Source organism: Deinococcus aetherius, assembly GCF_025997855.1.
GTDB lineage: Bacteria > Deinococcota > Deinococci > Deinococcales > Deinococcaceae > Deinococcus > Deinococcus aetherius.
Window position 1 is genome coordinate 528,135 of sequence record NZ_AP026560.1, and the last position, 15,632, is coordinate 543,766.

16 protein-coding genes and 1 riboswitch are annotated in these 15,632 nt (G+C 69.0%); of the genes, 13 read left to right on the forward strand and 3 right to left on the reverse strand.

From position 1 onward, the window contains the following. Nucleotides 1-97: 97 nt before the first annotated feature. Complete coding sequence (locus tag DAETH_RS02810; RefSeq protein ID WP_264777377.1) at nucleotides 98-1,261, reverse strand: glycosyltransferase family 4 protein; 1,164 nt, start codon at nucleotides 1,259-1,261, stop codon at nucleotides 98-100. Nucleotides 1,262-1,328: 67 nt separating this feature from the next. Here DAETH_RS02810 and hisA point away from each other — a divergent pair, with 67 nt between their 5' ends. Next, complete coding sequence (hisA, locus tag DAETH_RS02815) at nucleotides 1,329-2,066, forward strand: 1-(5-phosphoribosyl)-5-[(5-phosphoribosylamino)methylideneamino]imidazole-4-carboxamide isomerase (protein WP_264776418.1); 738 nt, start codon at nucleotides 1,329-1,331, stop codon at nucleotides 2,064-2,066. Between the two features lie 292 nt (nucleotides 2,067-2,358). Here the strand turns inward: hisA and DAETH_RS02820 are convergent, their stop codons facing one another. Next, nucleotides 2,359-3,546, reverse strand: a complete 1,188-nt coding sequence (locus tag DAETH_RS02820; protein ID WP_264776419.1) for a YihY/virulence factor BrkB family protein — start codon at nucleotides 3,544-3,546, stop codon at nucleotides 2,359-2,361. Between the two features lie 92 nt (nucleotides 3,547-3,638). Between DAETH_RS02820 and DAETH_RS02825 the strand changes: the two genes are divergently transcribed. From DAETH_RS02825 to sugE, 12 genes are all read left to right on the forward strand, one after another. Beyond that, nucleotides 3,639-4,061, forward strand: a complete 423-nt coding sequence (locus DAETH_RS02825; RefSeq protein WP_264776420.1) for a thioesterase family protein — start codon at nucleotides 3,639-3,641, stop codon at nucleotides 4,059-4,061. 4 nt (nucleotides 4,062-4,065) lie between these two features. Next, nucleotides 4,066-4,602 (forward strand): hypothetical protein, encoded by a 537-nt coding sequence (locus DAETH_RS02830; RefSeq protein WP_264776421.1) that lies wholly within the window; start codon nucleotides 4,066-4,068, stop codon nucleotides 4,600-4,602. A gap of 62 nt (nucleotides 4,603-4,664) precedes the next feature. Continuing rightward, nucleotides 4,665-4,793 carry a hypothetical protein gene (locus DAETH_RS02835; protein WP_264776422.1) on the forward strand — a complete coding sequence of 43 codons (129 nt, stop codon included), beginning with the start codon at nucleotides 4,665-4,667 and terminating at the stop codon, nucleotides 4,791-4,793. 81 nt (nucleotides 4,794-4,874) lie between these two features. Beyond that, on the forward strand, nucleotides 4,875-6,620 hold the full coding sequence (locus DAETH_RS02840; RefSeq protein WP_264776423.1) for an NAD-dependent malic enzyme: 1,746 nt from the start codon (nucleotides 4,875-4,877) through the stop codon (nucleotides 6,618-6,620). 199 nt (nucleotides 6,621-6,819) lie between these two features. After that, nucleotides 6,820-7,962: an ABC transporter substrate-binding protein gene (locus tag DAETH_RS02845; protein ID WP_264776424.1), complete on the forward strand. Its 1,143-nt coding sequence runs from the start codon at nucleotides 6,820-6,822 to the stop codon at nucleotides 7,960-7,962. An 89-nt stretch (nucleotides 7,963-8,051) separates the two neighbouring features. Next, entirely contained in the window at nucleotides 8,052-8,912 is an 861-nt protein-coding gene (locus DAETH_RS02850) for a branched-chain amino acid ABC transporter permease (RefSeq protein WP_264776425.1), read from the forward strand. Beyond that, entirely contained in the window at nucleotides 8,909-9,892 is a 984-nt protein-coding gene (locus DAETH_RS02855; RefSeq protein ID WP_264776426.1) for a branched-chain amino acid ABC transporter permease, read from the forward strand. The genes DAETH_RS02850 and DAETH_RS02855 overlap by 4 nt, the downstream gene beginning before the upstream one ends. Continuing rightward, a complete protein-coding gene (locus tag DAETH_RS02860; protein ID WP_264776427.1) occupies nucleotides 9,885-10,697 on the forward strand; it encodes an ABC transporter ATP-binding protein in 813 nt (270 codons plus the stop codon). Before DAETH_RS02855 ends, DAETH_RS02860 begins: the two co-directional genes overlap by 8 nt. Further along, complete coding sequence (locus DAETH_RS02865; protein ID WP_264776428.1) at nucleotides 10,690-11,397, forward strand: ABC transporter ATP-binding protein; 708 nt, start codon at nucleotides 10,690-10,692, stop codon at nucleotides 11,395-11,397. The genes DAETH_RS02860 and DAETH_RS02865 overlap by 8 nt, the downstream gene beginning before the upstream one ends. Nucleotides 11,398-11,496: 99 nt before the next feature. Next, nucleotides 11,497-11,991: a hypothetical protein gene (locus DAETH_RS02870; RefSeq protein WP_264776429.1), complete on the forward strand. Its 495-nt coding sequence runs from the start codon at nucleotides 11,497-11,499 to the stop codon at nucleotides 11,989-11,991. Continuing rightward, the gene (locus DAETH_RS02875; RefSeq protein WP_264776430.1) at nucleotides 11,988-12,521 is read left to right on the forward strand and encodes a hypothetical protein; all 534 of its coding nucleotides are present in this window, start codon (nucleotides 11,988-11,990) and stop codon (nucleotides 12,519-12,521) included. Before DAETH_RS02870 ends, DAETH_RS02875 begins: the two co-directional genes overlap by 4 nt. A gap of 68 nt (nucleotides 12,522-12,589) precedes the next feature. Then, a riboswitch (guanidine-III (ykkC-III) riboswitch) is annotated at nucleotides 12,590-12,659 on the forward strand. A gap of 20 nt (nucleotides 12,660-12,679) precedes the next feature. After that, entirely contained in the window at nucleotides 12,680-13,000 is a 321-nt protein-coding gene (gene sugE / locus DAETH_RS02880; RefSeq protein ID WP_264776431.1) for a quaternary ammonium compound efflux SMR transporter SugE, read from the forward strand. 81 nt (nucleotides 13,001-13,081) lie between these two features. On the opposite strand, the gene lon is transcribed toward sugE, so the two are convergent. Continuing rightward, nucleotides 13,082-15,532 carry an endopeptidase La gene (gene lon, locus DAETH_RS02885; protein WP_264776432.1) on the reverse strand — a complete coding sequence of 817 codons (2,451 nt, stop codon included), beginning with the start codon at nucleotides 15,530-15,532 and terminating at the stop codon, nucleotides 13,082-13,084. Nucleotides 15,533-15,632: the final 100 nt, after the last annotated feature.

Consider the following 15,632-nt stretch of genomic DNA (forward strand, 5'->3'; position numbering starts at 1 on the left):
GAGGAGGCCGACGAGCCAGGCCGCCTGAACGATGAGGAGCGCGAGGAGGCGGAACCGGACAGAGGCGCGGCGTTTCGGGGGCTCATCCTTTCCGGCGTCATATGGACCGATGAACGCGGCCCCGCCCACGCACCACCGCCCGCGCGTAGACCTCCTCCAGCGCGGCGGCGCGCACGCGCAGGTCGTAGTGCCGGGCGCTCTCACGGGCCCCGGTTTGCAGGGCGGGCAGGCGGTCGGGACGCAGCACGCCCAGGAGCCCGGCGGCCAGCGCGTCCGGCGTCGGGTCGGTGACAATGCCGTTGAGCCCGCTCCGCACGAGGTCCAGGGCGGCAGGGCTGTGCGCGGCCACGAGCGGGGTGCCTGCCGCCAGCGCCTCGATCATGCTCATGGGGAGGACCTCCGAGGTGCTCGCGGTGAGAAAGGCGTCGGCGGCGGCTAGCGCCTCTGGCACCCGGGCGTAGGGGATGGGGCCGCTGAAGGTGACACCTTCAGGGGCGCTCGCCAGGGCCTCCGCCCTCGCCGGGCCGTCGCCCACGACGAGCAGCCGCAGCTCCGGGCGGGACGCCTGGGCCTGCGCGAAGGCGTGCAGCATCACGCCCAGGTTCTTCTCGGCGGCGAGGCGACCCAGGTACATGACCAGAGGCGCGTTCTGCGGGACGTGATGCTCGGCCCGGAACGCCTCGCCCCGTGCCCGCGCGAAGGCGGCGAGGTCCACCGGGTTGGGGAAGAGGTGGACCTCGCCGCCGTAGCCGTACTCGCGCAGCATCTCCACCATCGCCCGGCCCGGGGCGAGCACCGCGTCCACCCGCCGCGCGAAGGCCGAGACGTGCGGGCGCAGCATCGCGCGGCCCACCCTTTTCGGCATGGGCGCGTAGTGCAGGTACTGGTCATATTGAGTGTGAGCCGTGAAGACCACCGGGGCCCCCGAGAGCCGCGCCCACTTCAGGGCCAGCCTTCCCGCCAGGAAGGGGTGCATGGTGTGCAGCACGTCGAGGTCGCGCAGCGGCAGCCGGGCGGTCAGGAGCGGCCCCGGGGCGAGCATGACCGGGTAGTCCGCCGGGGCCCCAAGCGCCCGCGCCCCCGCGAAGGAGGAGTTCAGGCGGTAGACGCCCTCCTCGTGCGCCGGGGCCTGGGGGTGGCGCGGGGCGAAGACGCGCACGTCGTGGCCGCGCTCGCGCAGGCCGCGCACGTACAGAGCGGTGCTGGTGGCAACGCCGTTGCGGGACGGCAGGTAGGTGGCGGTGACGATCCCGATGCGCACGTCCCCCGGAGTGTAGCGGGCGGCGGCGGGGAAGGCACGCGGGGAGGAGCGCGTTATCCTGCCCGGCATGACCGCAGCCGCCTCCCCCGTTCCCCTCGTGATCCCCTGCGTGGACATCCAGTCGGGCCGCGCCGTGCGCCTGTACGAGGGTGACCCCGACCGGGAGACGGTGTACTTCGACTCGCCCCTCGACGCCGCCCGCCACTGGGCCGGGCTGGGCGCGGGCCTCGTGCATCTGGTGGACCTCGACGCCGCGACCGGGCGGGGCGAGAACCGGGGCATCATTTGCGAGATTGCCGCCGAACTGGGCGAGTCGGGCGTCAAGGTCGAGGTGGGAGGCGGTATCCGCGACCGCGAGACGGCGGAGGAGTTGCTGGGGGCGGGCGTGAGCCGGGTGGTGATCGGCACCGCCGCCGTCCGCGACCCGGGGCTCGTGCGGGACCTGATCGCCGCTCACGGCTCCGAACGGGTCGTCGTCAGCCTCGACGCGCGGGGCCTGGAGGTCGCCACCCACGGCTGGGCGCAGGGAAGCGGGCTCATGGTCGCCGACCTCACCCCCACGCTCGCGGGGGTGGGCCTGGAGACCCTGATCTTCACCGACGTGACCCGCGACGGCACCCTCAGGGGCCTCGACCGCGAACTCATGCGCACCGTGCGTCGCCTGTGGACGAACACCCTGATCGTGGGCGGAGGCGTCGCCACGCAGGGCGACGTGCGCCTCCTCGCCGAGGAGGGCATTCACGGCGCCATCGTGGGCCGCGCGATCTACGAGGGGACGCTGACGTATCCGGTGACGGAGATTTGAAGTCGCTGCAACAACGGCGCCGAAGTCAGTCCTTGTCTAACCCTGGCTCCTTGACCCGTTGCCTACCAAGAGAGGAGAGGGCGTACAAATGACTTCTGCCTTCCTTACCCAGCGTACTTGGATCAACGTGCGGAGCCTTTTTGCGTAGCTCCTCGCTGTACTTGAACGCCGTCCGCCCGGTCTCACGCTCCAGGACGAAGAAAGCTCGCAGGATGTCTCGACGGTTCTGTCTTATTGGCCGCTTGCCAGGCGTCATAGGGCCATCGTACCGACAGGGGCGGTCCTCCCACCCCTACCCCTTCTTCCCTCCCCGCAGCCCCAGCACCCGCAACACGAGCACGGCCGGAATGGCGAGCACGGCGGTCACGGCGTTCCAAAGGGCGGCCCCCACCCCGGGCAGGGCGGGCTCCGGACGGGAGGATGAGGTGGGGGAGGGTGGACCGGCGCGGCGCCTGCCGGGAAAACGGGGCAGCGGTACGCCGAGGACCCGGCCCCGCGCGTCCTGAACCGGGTTCTCGGGAGACGCTTGGGCGGCGGCCTCCTGCTCCTGATCGCTGGGGCGCGTGTCGATGTCCGCCCCCTGCGCGGCCACCGCCCGCTTCTTGCCGATATTGGCGGCGCCGCCCGCGCGGGTGCCGTATTTCTGCGAGTAGACCCAGGTCACCTCGGCGCCGAAGAAGAAGATCATGCCGCTGTAATAGATCCACAACATCAGGATCACGAGCGACGCGGCGGCCCCGAACACGCTTCCCGGCGCCGCCCGCCCGAGGTACAGACCGATCAGGAGTTGACCGACCGTGAAGAGCGCCGACGTCACGGCTCCCCCCACCCAGACCTCGCGCCACTCCAGCCGCACGCTGGGGAGCAGCTTGTACACGGCGGCGAACACCACGGTCAGCAGCACCAATCCCAGCGCGACGGTGCCCAGCCGCACGAAAAAGGCTCCGGCCCCGATGATGTCCCCGAGCCGCTGCGCGACCGACGCGAGGTAGGTGTTCAGGCCCAGGAAGGCGAGCAGCACCAGCCCGATTCCCAGGATGAGCAGGAAAGACACCACCCGCGTCCGTACGATGTTGAGCACGCCCTGCGGTGGGCCCGGGTCGGCGCCCCACATGCTGTTCAGCGCGTCCTGAAGCTGCACGAAGAGGCCCGTGGCACCCAGGAAGAGGGTGACGAACCCCACGCTGGTGGCGACGAGTGACCCGCGCTGGAGGCCCTCCTGATTGGAGACAAGTTCGCGCAGGAAGCCCGCCGCCTGCTCCCCCAGGTTTTGCGCGACGAAGCTGCCCGGGCCCAACAGGTTGCTTACCACCGTCTCGTCCGAGAGGAAAAACCCGGCGACCGCCACCGCGAAGAGCAGCAGGGGCGCGAGGCTGAACAGGGCGTAGTACGCGATGGCCGCCGCCAGTCGGGGCGCCTTGTCCTGCCCGAAGGCGAGCGCCGCCTCCCGGATCAGGGTGAACAGGTCCGCGAGCTTCATGCGGGCAGTCTACGGGGCGGGTCGCGAACGTCCGGGCCACCCCGGCCGCGCCTTTCCTTCACGCTCAGGCGGGCCGCTGCTACGCTCCCCCCATGCGCCCCATCCCGCCCGGCTTCGCCCAGACCCTCACTGTCCGCGTCACGGGCGAGATGACGGTGCAGTTCGAGCAACTCGGCCCCGTCCACCCCGTCTACGCGACCTACTGGATGGCCCGCCACTTCGAGGAGGCGGGCCGCCTGGTCATCCTCCCCTTCCTGGAGGACGGCGAGGGCGGCCTGGGCACGGCGGTCGAGGTCCGGCACACCGCCTCCGCCCTTCCCGGCATGACGGTCACGGTCACCGCCACCTGCGAGCGGGTGGAGGGCCGCCGCATCTTCTGCCGCCTGCGCGCCGTCTCGGACCTCGGCGACGAGATCGGGCACGGCACGACGACCCAGGTGGTGCTGCCCCAGGAGCGGATCGACGCGAACTTCGAGGCCCTGCGGGAGCGGTGGGCGGAGAGGGGGAGAGGCTAACCGGATGGAGGATACGGCTGGACCCACCATCGAGACGCCGCTCGGAGTGCTGAAGTTGGAGGCTGTCCTGGGGCAGGCAACGGTGGAGTTGGGTCAGTTGTTCCCCGTCCCGCTGGAGTCTTTTCGACGGGCAGAGTGGACCTCCGAGACCTTCCGAGTCTCGTTCTGGATGGGCACCATCGACTCTGACCTGCTTATCGACCCGGACCTGCTGCCCGGGCAATCCGTCGAGATGTGTTACGGCGTCCTCTGGCAGGTGGAAGCCCTGCAAGACATGGCGGACGGAGAGCAGTTGTTGTTCCGTTGTTTCTGGCTCGATCCCGGTCCTTCGATTCTTTCCCAGACTGCGGGTTATGACTCCGGGGCTACCGTGGACGCCTGGCATTGGCAGGGCGGCGAGATCGACGTTTGCGTGGGCACCGGCAATGAGATCGATCTGGCCTACCTGGGCCAAAACGAGTGGTTCACCTTGCCGAGGCGTTGGTATTCCCCGTCTGAGGATGGCGAGCCCTGGCTCACGGGCACCGACCGCCCCACTTGAATGAACGTGGGCTCCAGGTCGGCTACCCCCCGCTGCACGTGGGGGAGGTGTGCCACGCTCATGTGGCCGTCGCCTGGAAGCACGTCGTGATCGGGGAGAACGGTGAGCCCGACGTAGCTACCTGGATTGCCGTCGATCTCGCCCCCACTCAGACCGTCCGGGTCGTCTACCCGCACCTGTTCGACGGATGACTGCGTGACCCTCTTGGCGTGCCTTCCGTGCGATACGTGCCTGAACCCCGTTCAACGCACCCGAGCTAAGCTGCTCCAGTTATGCCCGAAGCCCGCCGCGTCTCCCGCTACTACGATGTGCGGCGCGACGAAGACGGCCACCGTTTCCTCGACGTGAACGTGACCGGCTTCTCGCTGCTGCACATCCCGCTGCTGAACAAGTCCACCGGCTTCACCCGCCAGGAACGCCGCGCCCTGGGGCTGGAGGGCCTGGTCCCCCCCCACACGAGCACCCTGGAGGAGCAGAAGGAGCGCACCTATCTCCGTTACCTCCAGCAGACGACCGACCTGGAAAAGCACGAGTACCTGCGCGCCCTGCAAGACCGCAACGAGGTGCTGTTCTACGCGATCTTCGCCGACCACCTGGAGGAGATGCTGCCCATCCTCTACACCCCCACCGTGGGCGAGGCGGTCCGCATCTTCTCCCACATCTACCGCTACCCGCGCGGCCTGTCGGTGAGCACGGAAGACATCGACCGGGTGGACGAACTGCTGGAGAACGTGCCCCTCAACGACGTGCGCATGATCGTGGCGACCGATTCGAGCGCCATCCTCGGCATCGGCGACCAGGGCTTCGGCGGCATGGCGATCTCGATAGGCAAGCTCAGCCTCTACACGGCGGCGGGCGGCGTGGGGCCCGACAAGACGCTGCCCGTGGAACTGGACGTGGGGACCGACCGCCAGGACCTGATCGACGACCCCCTCTACCTCGGCGTCCACCACAGGCGGCTGACGGGCCCTGAGTACGACGAGTTCCTCGACCGTTTCGTGGAGGGAGTGGCCGCGCGCTACCCCAAGGCGATCATCCAGTGGGAAGACTTCGCGCGGGGCACGGCCTTCCGGGTGCTCGAACGCTACCGGCGGGTCGTGCCCAGCTTCAACGATGACATTCAGGGCACGGGGGCGATGGCCCTCGCCGGGCTGATCGGCGCCAGCCGTCTCAAGGGCGAGAGCCTGCACGATCAGGTCTTCGTCGTCGTGGGGGCGGGGGCGGGCGGCATCGGGGTGGCGAGCGCCATCCGGCAGGGCCTGATGCGCGACGGCCTGACCTACGCGGAGGCGAACGCCCGAATCTTCGTGGTGGACCGTTACGGCCTCTTGACCCACGGCCAGCCCCTCGAAGACCACCAGCTCTCCTTCGCCAAACACCCGGGAGACCTTGCGGGCTGGGAGGTCGCGGGCGAGTGGCCCACCCTGCACGAGACGGTCGTGAACGCCCGCGCGACCGCCCTCCTCGGCCTGACCGGCGTGCCCGGCCTCTTCCGGCAACTCACGGTGGAGGCGATGCTCTCCAACACGCCCCGCCCCATCGTCTTCCCCCTCTCCAATCCGACCAGCAACGTCGAGGCCCAGCCCGGCGACGTGCTGCGCTGGACGGCGGGCGCAGCGATCATCGCCACCGGGAGCCCCTTTCCCGACATCGAGTACGGCGGCAGGATGTACCCGGTCGGGCAGGGAAACAACGCCTTCATCTTCCCCGGGCTGGGCTTCGGGGCCGTCATCAGCCGCGCCCGCGAGATCACCGACGGCATGGTGATGGAGGCGGCCCTGACCCTCGCGGACGAGACGAGGGCGCACGGGGACCGGGTGTACCCGCCCATCTCGTGCCTGCGCGAGGTGAGCATGAGGGTGGCCGTCCGGGTCGCCCGCCGCGCCATCGACGAGGGCGTGTGTGCCGAACGTCGCATCCGCAACCTGACCGACGACGAGCTGGAGGCTTTCGTGCGTCGCCGCTCGTGGGTGCCGAAGTACCTGCCGCTGCGCAAGGCGGCGGACGCGCGGGACTGAGGGGAGAGGACGAGGAGAGTGCGGTCGTCTCCTCTCTGAACCGCTTCCAGGGCAGGCGTGAAATGGGGGCAGGGGAATTGACACCCCCCCCTACCCGTGCCAGCATGACGGGCACACATAACTTGAACTGCGTTCAGGGCCGCACGTTTTCCCGTTGCCTCCGGGCATCCCGTGCCGTGCCCCACGCCGGAGGTCCCCTATGAAGCACACCCGCACCCTCCTTCCCCTCCTGCTCGCCCTCGGCATGGGCTCGGCCCTGGCCGACAAGGTCGTGAACATCGGCTACAGCGGTCCTCTCTCCGGCGGCGCGGCCTTCTACGGCAAGGACGTGCAGAGCGGCATCGAGATGGCGATAGGTGAACTCAACCGCGCGGGCGGCGTCAACGTGAAGGGCGAGAAGGTGACCTTCAAGCTGGTCAGCCTGGACGACCGCTACCTGCCCAACGAGACGGCGACGAACGTGCGGCGCTTGACCTCGCAGGGGATCAACGTGGTGTTCGTGCCCCACGCGGGCGGCATCCTGACGGTTCAGCCGCTGACGACGCGCGACCCCAACTTCCTGCTGGTCGCGTACTCCAGCGAGCCGAAGATCCTGGCGGCCAACAACCCCATGACCTTCATGCTGCCGCCCAGATACGACAACTACCTCCAGCCCTTCGTGAGCACCCAGATGAAGGCGTTTGGCAAGAAGCTGGGCATGGTGGGCACGACGAGCGCCTACGGCAAGCAGTGGGCCGAGGCGGTGACCGAGGAGTGGAAGAAGCAGGGCGGCACCGTCGGCGCGAACAACGGGGTGGACTACGCCACCACGGTGGACTACTCCAGCGCCGTGACCAAGGCTCTGGCGGAGAAGCCCGACGTGCTGTTCATCGGCGGGCCCTCGCAGCCCACCGCGCTCGTGATCAAGGCGGCGCGCGAGCAGGGCTTCAAGGGCGGCTTCATCGTGATGGACCAGGCGAAGTTCGAGCAGATGGACACCGTGGTGCCGCGCGCCTACCTCGACGGCTCGGTCGGCGTGCTGCCCACCAAGGAGTTCCCGGGCACCCAGGTCTTCGTGAACCAGTACCAGCGCGCCTACAAGAAGATTCCCACCAGCGAGGCGGCCCTGAACTACATGGGCATGAACGTGATCGCCAAGGCGATGGAACTCGCGGGCACCACCGACGACCCGCAGGCCATCCGGGCGCAGCTCAACGCCGCCGCCAAGGCCCTGCCGCAGAACAAGACGGTCTACAAGCTGACGGGCGTGACCCCCGGCGGGCACGTGGACGCCGAGTTCCTGATCGCCAGCGTGAAGGACGGCAAGTATAGCCGCCTGCGCGTGAACAAGGTCTACAAGTAAGGCCCCCGGAAGGACCTGACCTCAGCGACCCCGCCACCGCGTCCCGTCACCACGAGGGGCGCGGTCCCCTCTGACCGGGAGCCAAAGCCTTGACCCTCTTCCTGCAACAACTCTTCAACGCGCTCGCGCTGGGCGGCGTGTACGCCCTCGTCGCGCTGGGCCTGACCCTCGTCTACGGCGTGATGCGGGTGCCCAACTTCGCGCACGGCGGCCTGTACATGCTCGGCGCGTACTTCACCTACGCGATCCTCACCGGGCTGGGGGTCGGCTACGTCCCCGCCCTGCTCCTCGCGGCGGTGGGGGTAGCCGTGCTCGCGGCGGTGCTGGAGCGGCTGGTGTTCTATCCGCTGAGAAACGCCCCCCACGTCCACGCGATGATCGCCGCCATCGGGGTGCTGTTCTTCCTGGAGGCCGCCGTGCAACTCATCTGGGGTCCCGACTTCAAGCAGATCGCCGAGCCGGTGCCGGGCATCCTGAACGCAGGCGGCGTGATCATCACCTGGCAGCGCCTCCTCGTGATCCTGGCTTCCTTCCTCGTGATGCTGGGGCTGAACTTCTTCCTCAAACGCACCCTGACGGGAGCGACCATCGAGGCGATGAGCCAGAACCGCGAGGGCGCCCGGCTCGTCGGGATCAACGTGAATAGGGTCGGGATGCTCACCTTCGCCATCTCGGGGGCCCTGGCCGCCGCCGCCGCCGCATTGATCGCGCCCATCATCTCGGTCGCCCCCAGCATGGGCGAGGTGATGAACCTCAAGGTCTTCGCCATCATCATCCTGGGCGGGATGGGGAGCGTGCCGGGGGCCATCGTGGGGGCCTTCCTGCTCGCCTTCGCGGAGGTCTTCGGGGGCTTTTACATCAACCTCGACTTCGCGGACGTGATCGGCTTCGCGGCCCTCGTGTTCGTGCTGGCGATCCGGCCCGAGGGGCTGTTCCGGAGGGGGACGTGACCCGGCCCCGTCTCCACCTCGGCCTCTGGGGCTGGGTCGCCGTCTTCGCGCTGGCGGCGCTGCTGCCCCTCTTCAGGCCCGGCGGGTACGTCCTCGACGTGGCGATCAACACGATGATCTGGGCGATGCTCGCCTACGGCCTGAACGTGATGCTGGGGTACACCGGGCAACTGCCGCTGGCGCACGCGGGCTTCTTCGGCATCGGGGCGTACACGGTGGGCATCCTGACGCTGAAGCAGGGGTGGAACTTCTGGCTGGCGTGGCCCGCCGCCGTGATCGTCTCCGCGCTCGGCGGGCTCCTGCTCGGCCTCGTCGCCTTCCGCACGAAGGGGGACGCCTTCGCCATCTTCACGCTCGGCGTGGGCGTCATCATCGCCCTGATCATCAACAAGTGGGACGACCTGACGGGCGGCAACGACGGCCTGAACGGGGTGCCGCCCGCCTCCTCCCTCTTCGGGATCGACTTCTCGAAGTCGGCGAACTTCTACTACGTGGCGCTCGCGGCGCTGGCGCTGACGGTCTTGATCGTGGCGCGGGCGCGGGGCAGCGTCTTCGGGCGCTCGCTCGTCGCCATCCGGGGCGGGGAAGACCTTGCCCGCAGCGCGGGAATCGATGTCTTCACCCACAAGCTGCGCGCGTTGATGCTCTCGACGGCCATCGCGGGCTTCGCGGGCGGCGTGTACGCGGCCTACGTGGGGTTCCTGGGTTCGGGCGTGACCGGGCCGACCACGACCTTCACGATCCTGCTGTACCTGCTTGTCGGTGGGGTGGGAACGCTCGCGGGCCCACTGCTCGGCACGGCGCTGATCTACGTGGCGCTGCAATTCATGAAGGGCCTCCAGGACTACCAGTACATCGTGTTCGGGCCGCTGCTCGTCCTGCTCGTGTTGTTCGCGCCGCAGGGGCTGGCCGGGCTGTGGGACCGGTGGAGTGCGCGCCGGGTGCAGGCCCGCACCGAGAGGGCGGTGGATCATGCTTGAGGTTCAGGACCTCGGCATCCGCTTCGGGGGTCTCCACGCCGTGCGGGACGTGACGGCGACCATCCCGGCGGGGCACATCACCGCGATCATCGGGCCGAACGGGGCGGGGAAGAGCACCTTCTTCAACCTGATCTCGGGTTTTTACAAACCGACCTCGGGCCGCATCCGCTTTCAGGGTGAGGACATCACCCGCCTGAGGACGCACGAGGTCGTCTCGCGCGGCATCGCCCGCACCTTCCAGACCACGACGATCTACAAGGAACTCAGCGTCCTCGACAACGCGATGATCGGGCACCGGGTCCGCACCCGCGCCGGGCTCCTCGACGCCCTGCTGCGCACGGGCCGCGAGCGCCGCGACGAGGAGGAGAGCCGCGCCGGGGCGCTGCGGGCCCTGGAACGGGTGGGCCTCGCCGCGCAGGCCGGACGGCCCGCCGGGGCACTGACCCAGGAGGGCCAGAAGCGCGTCGGCATAGCGATGGCGCTGTCGAGCGATCCCAAACTCCTCCTCCTCGACGAGCCCGCCGCCGGGATGAACCCCGAGGAAACCGTGAACCTGATGGCGCTGATCCGCGAACTCGTCTCGGGCGGCCTGACCGTCGCCCTCGTGGAGCACAAGATGAGCCTGGTGATGGGCCTCGCGGACGGGATCGTGGTGCTCCACCACGGCCAGAAGATCGCGCAGGGCACCCCGGGGGAGGTCAGCCGCGATCCCGCCGTCATCGAGGCGTACCTGGGCGGCCACGCGCACGGCGGGCAGATGGGGCAGACGATCACGGCGACCACCACGGGGGCCCCCCGTGCTTGAGGTCCGTGACCTGAGCGTCAAATACGGGCACTTCACCGCCCTGCACGCGGTCAACCTGACGGTAAATCCCGGCGAGATCGTCGTCCTGCTGGGGGCGAACGGAGCGGGCAAGAGCACCTTATTTCGCACCCTGAGCGGCCTGCAACGCCCGTCGGGCGGCACGGCGACCTGGAACGGGATGCCGCTGACGGGGGGCAAACCCGAGCACAACGTCGCGCACGGGGTCGCCCAGTGCCCGGAGGGCCGCCTCCTCTTCCCCGACCTCAGCGTCGAGAAGAACCTGCGGCTGGGGGCCTTCGTCCACCGCCGGGACGGGACGGGGACCGCGCGGGAACTGGAGCGGGTCTATGCCCTCTTTCCCGCCCTCGTCGAGAAGCGCGCCGCCCCCGCCGGGAGCCTCTCGGGCGGGCAGCAGCAGATGGTCGCCATCGCCCGCTCGCTGATGGCCCGCCCGCAACTCCTCCTCCTCGATGAACCGTCCCTCGGCCTCGCGCCCCTCGTGGTGGAGCAGGTGTTCGGAGCGGTGCAGCGGGTGAATCAGGCGGGCGTGAGCGTCCTCCTCGCCGAGCAGAACGCCTTTGCCGCGCTCGGCATCGCGCACCGGGGCTACGTGCTCGAAGGTGGTCGCGTCTCGCTCCAGGGGAGTCAGGGCGAGTTGCTGGGCGACGACCGGGTGAGGAGCGCGTACCTGGGCGTGTAGCGACAAACAGGAAATGGCGGAGGGCTGGCACGCGTCGGCCCTCCGCCTCCTTCTTTGGAAGGATGACGGTACTCCCCTGAGCGGGTCACTCTGTTGAGTATGTTGAGTGACGAGGAGAGGAGGCGGATCGAGACCGAGGAACTCGCCGCCGCCCGCGCCCTGGAAGAGAGGGAAGAACGCGCCCGTCATCAACTGGCCCGGCACGCCTACCGCCGGGAGGTGCGGGCCGCACTCCGTCCGCCGAAGTCACCTTGGTGGCTCCCCGTCCGCTGGGCGCTGCCCTTCCTCCCCGTCATCGCGGCGGTGGTGTTCCTGCGCCCGGTCCCCGCTGTGAACGACGACACCACAGGCGGTATCTCCAACTCCGCGCTGATGGACCGCTGCCGGGCCGAGGTGGGGGCGCGGCTCGGTCAGGCCGACCTGCGTTACCCCGAGGGGCGTGAGGCCGCCGGGCAATTCAGCGCGAGCGCCGACGGCAAACGCTGGGACGGGTGGGTCTCCTGGCCCGGCCACGGGCCGACCGACTTCAGTTGCAGTTTCACCGCCGCCGACGGGACCGTTCAGGTCGAACTCATTCAGGAGGACAGCCCATGAAGCGACGCCTTGCCCTGCTCGCCCTCAGTGTGTTTGGTCTGGTCCAGGCCCAGACTGCCCGGACCGTCCGCGTCCCCCGTGAGAGAGTTTCCCTGACCTGCGCCGACACCTACTTCAAGACGCCGCGCGTGAACTTCCTGCTGCTGGACGAGACCTACCCGAGCTGCACCGTCCGGCTCCCTCTCGCCCTCAAGGAACGCTGGCCCGGCGCCCGCACCTTCTACTTCATCCCGCGTGTCTCGGCGTCCCTGTACGCCAGGGACAACCGGGGCAAGGGCCGCTGGCTCCCCCTCTCGCCCCTGGTGAACCCCGGAGACGACCCCATGCACCGCGCCGTGAGTTCTGGGAGCTACGAGGCCGTCGAACTCACCGGGCGCCTGGGCAAGCTGAGCGACGTGGCCGCGCAGGACCGGCCCGACACCGTAGGCGTCGGCGGCAAGCTGACCGTCTGCGTGGCCCCGGTGCGGGCGGGCGAGGCCCCCTGCGTGACCTACGACATCACCGCCCGCTACCGGGTCTACAGCCGCTAGGAACGGAGTGTAAGGGCCCGTTTACACACCGCTCGCGTTCTGCTGACACCCCTCCGCTAAACTGCTTCCCAGTCGCCCCGAGGGGCGGAACTCCGGACGAGAGCACCGCCGTACCCGGTCACGACAAGACGGCGCGGACACGGGGGAGGTGTCACGTCATGGCCTGGATTCTGCTCGTCGTCGCGGGGCTGCTCGAAGTCGGCTGGGCTGTCGGCCTCAAGTACACGGAGGGCTTCACCCGCCCCCTGCCCACGGTGCTGACCGTCGCCAGCATGGTCGGCAGTATCGGCCTGCTCGGCCTCGCGGCCAGGACTCTGCCCATCGGCACGGCCTACGGCGTCTGGGTTGGCATCGGCGCGGTGGGTGCCGCCGTCCTCGGCATCGTCCTCTTCAAGGAGCCCGCCACCCTCTCCCGCCTCGTCTTCCTCGCCCTGATGGTCGTCGCCATCGTGGGCCTCAAGGCGACGAGCGGCCACTGACCAAAAAGAGAAACGCCCCCGTTGACTTGGGGGCGTTCCTTCTTTTGCTGATCGTTGACTGCTGAGAGCTGACCGCTTCCCTTACGCTCCCGGCTGCGTCACGTCCCGGCCCTGGGTGGGCGGAATCGTGGCGGGCTGCTCGGTCTCGGGGGCGGGCAGGAGCACGAGGTCGAGCACCTCGCCCACGCGCTCGGCGGTGTGGATGCGCAGCTCACCGCGAATGCTCTCGGGCACTTCCTGGAGGTTGGGCTCGTTGTCCTTGGGGAAGATAACTTCCCGGATGCCGCCCTGGTGCGCCGCGAGCAGCTTCTCCTTGAGTCCGCCGATGGGGAGCACACGGCCACGCAGGCTGATCTCGCCCGTCATCGCCACGTCCATGCGGGCGGGGCGCCCGGTAACGGCACTGATGACGGCGGTCGCAATCGTGATGCCCGCGCTGGGGCCGTCCTTGGGCGTCGCGCCGTCGGGGAAGTGCACGTGCAGGTCGAGCTTCTTGTGGAACTCGGGGTCCGCGCCGTACTCGTGGGCGTGCGCCCGCAGGTAGGCGACGGCCGCCGAGACGCTCTCCTTCATCACGTCCCCCAGCGAGCCCGTCATGCTGATCTTGCCAGTGCCGGGTGTGGCGAGGGCCTCGACTACCAGCATCGTGCCGCCCACGCTCGTCCACGCCAAGCCCTGCGCGACGCCGACCTGGGGTTCTTTCTCCATCTTGTCCGGGCGGTGCAGCGGCACCCCCAGGTAAGCGGGAACATCGGCGGCGTCCAAGACGCGCAGGCCCTCCCAGGGCTTTTCCAGCAGCTCGCGCGCCGCCTTGCGGGTCAGCTTGCTGATCTGGCGGTCGAGGTTGCGCACGCCGCTCTCGGCGGTGTACTCCTCCACGATCCGGTTCAGCGCGGCGTCGGTGATCTCCAGCTTACCCGTCAGGCCGTGGCTCTTGAGCTGCCGGGGCACCCGGTACCGCTTGGCGATCTCCACCTTCTCGGGCTGGGTGTAACCCGGAATCTGGATGACCTCCATGCGGTCGAGCAGCGGCCGGGGGATCGTCTGGAGGGTGTTCGCGGTCGTGATGAACATGACCTGCGAGAGGTCGTAGGGCACTTCGAGGTAGTGGTCCTGGAAGGTGTGGTTCTGCTCGGGGTCGAGGACTTCCAGCATCGCGCTGGAGGGGTCGCCGCGCCAGTCACTGCTCATCTTGTCGATCTCGTCGAGCAGGATGATCGGGTTCGTCACACCCGCCGACTTCATCGCCTGGATGATCCGGCCGGGCATCGAGCCGATGTACGTGCGGCGGTGGCCGCGAATCTCGGCCTCGTCACGCACGCCGCCCAGCGCCATGCGGACGAACTTGCGGTTCAGGCTGCGGGCCACGCTCTTGCCCAGCGAGGTCTTGCCGACGCCGGGAGGGCCCACCAGGCACAGGATCGGGGCGCGCAGCTCGCCGTCCTCGATGCGCTCCTCGGCGGTGCGCTCCCTGCGCTGCTCCTCGGTCTCGCCGTCCTTGTGCGTCAGTTGCCGCACGGCCAGGAACTCCAGGATGCGGTCCTTCACGTCACCCAGCGCGTAGTGGTCGGCGTCGAGGATGTCGCGCGTGCGGGCGATGTCGAGGATTTCCTCGTCGCGCTTGCTCCACGGCACGTCGGTCAGCCAGTCGATGTAGTTGCGGACGACCGTGCTCTCGGGGCTGCCGCCGGGCGTGCGCTCCAGGCGGGCGAGTTCCTTGAGGGCCTTGTCCTTGACCGACTCGGGCATCCCGGCGGCCTCGATCTTCTCGCGCAGGGCCTCGACCTCGGCGGGTCCGTCCTCGCCGCCGCCGAGTTCCTTGGAGATCGCCTTCATCTGCTCGCGCAGGTAGTACTCGCGCTGGTTGGCGTCCATCTGCTCCTTGACGCGCCCCGCGATCTTCTTGTCCATATTGAAGCGTTCGCTGTCGCGCGTCAGGAACTTCAGCACCGCCTCCAGCCGGGCACGCGCCGAGGCCGCCGAGAGGACCTCCTGCTTCTCCTCGGGCGTCCAGGTGGCGTGGTGCGCGACAGAATCGGCCAGGGCGCCGGGGTCGTTGAGGTTCTTCAGCCCCTCGAGCTGGTAGTTGTCCAGCCGCAGGTTCTTGTTCTGGCGCTGGTATTCCTCGAAGGCCGACTTGACCTCGCCCGCGATCACCTGCACCTCGCGCGCCTCCAGCTCGCCCAGGGCCTCGGCGGCGGGAATTGTCTCGGCGCGCACCCGCAGGTAGGCGGCAGGCACCTCGCCCGTCACCTGGGCGCGCTCCTGGGCCTCCACGAGCACCTGATAGGTGTTGTCGGGCATCCGCACGACCTGCTTGACGACGGCCAGCACGCCCATGTCGTACAGCTCGGCGCGGGTAGGGTCGTCGGTGCGGGCGTCACGCTGGGTCAGCAGCAGGACGCGGCGATCCGAAGCCTGCGCCTCGTCCACGGCACGCTTGCTCTTGGGACGCCCCACATCGACGTTCATGGTGATGCCGGGCAGGATCACGATGTTTCTGAGCGCAACTACGGGAAGTTCCCAGATCATGCTTGCTCCTTGGCACCGGGCTGCAAAGCCCGGGAAGAGGTGAGTTCAACGCGGGGTGCCCGCCTGAGGTCACATCCACCGCTGGCGTGACCTTCAGGAA

What these genes read in the sequence shown, in the direction of transcription:
- hisA (WP_264776418.1), top strand. Translation starts at nt 1,329, where the DNA reads ATGACCGCAGCCGCCTCCCCCGTTCCCCTCGTGATCCCCTGCGTGGAC.
- DAETH_RS02845 (WP_264776424.1), top strand. Translation starts at nt 6,820, where the DNA reads ATGAAGCACACCCGCACCCTCCTTCCCCTCCTGCTCGCCCTCGGCATG.
- DAETH_RS02830 (WP_264776421.1), top strand. Translation starts at nt 4,066, where the DNA reads ATGGAGGATACGGCTGGACCCACCATCGAGACGCCGCTCGGAGTGCTG.
- DAETH_RS02825 (WP_264776420.1), top strand. Translation starts at nt 3,639, where the DNA reads ATGCGCCCCATCCCGCCCGGCTTCGCCCAGACCCTCACTGTCCGCGTC.
- DAETH_RS02820 (WP_264776419.1), bottom strand. Translation starts at nt 3,546, where the DNA reads ATGAAGCTCGCGGACCTGTTCACCCTGATCCGGGAGGCGGCGCTCGCC.
- sugE (WP_264776431.1), top strand. Translation starts at nt 12,680, where the DNA reads ATGGCCTGGATTCTGCTCGTCGTCGCGGGGCTGCTCGAAGTCGGCTGG.
- DAETH_RS02860 (WP_264776427.1), top strand. Translation starts at nt 9,885, where the DNA reads ATGCTTGAGGTTCAGGACCTCGGCATCCGCTTCGGGGGTCTCCACGCC.
- lon (WP_264776432.1), bottom strand. Translation starts at nt 15,532, where the DNA reads ATGATCTGGGAACTTCCCGTAGTTGCGCTCAGAAACATCGTGATCCTG.
- DAETH_RS02870 (WP_264776429.1), top strand. Translation starts at nt 11,497, where the DNA reads ATGTTGAGTGACGAGGAGAGGAGGCGGATCGAGACCGAGGAACTCGCC.
- DAETH_RS02875 (WP_264776430.1), top strand. Translation starts at nt 11,988, where the DNA reads ATGAAGCGACGCCTTGCCCTGCTCGCCCTCAGTGTGTTTGGTCTGGTC.
- DAETH_RS02840 (WP_264776423.1), top strand. Translation starts at nt 4,875, where the DNA reads ATGCCCGAAGCCCGCCGCGTCTCCCGCTACTACGATGTGCGGCGCGAC.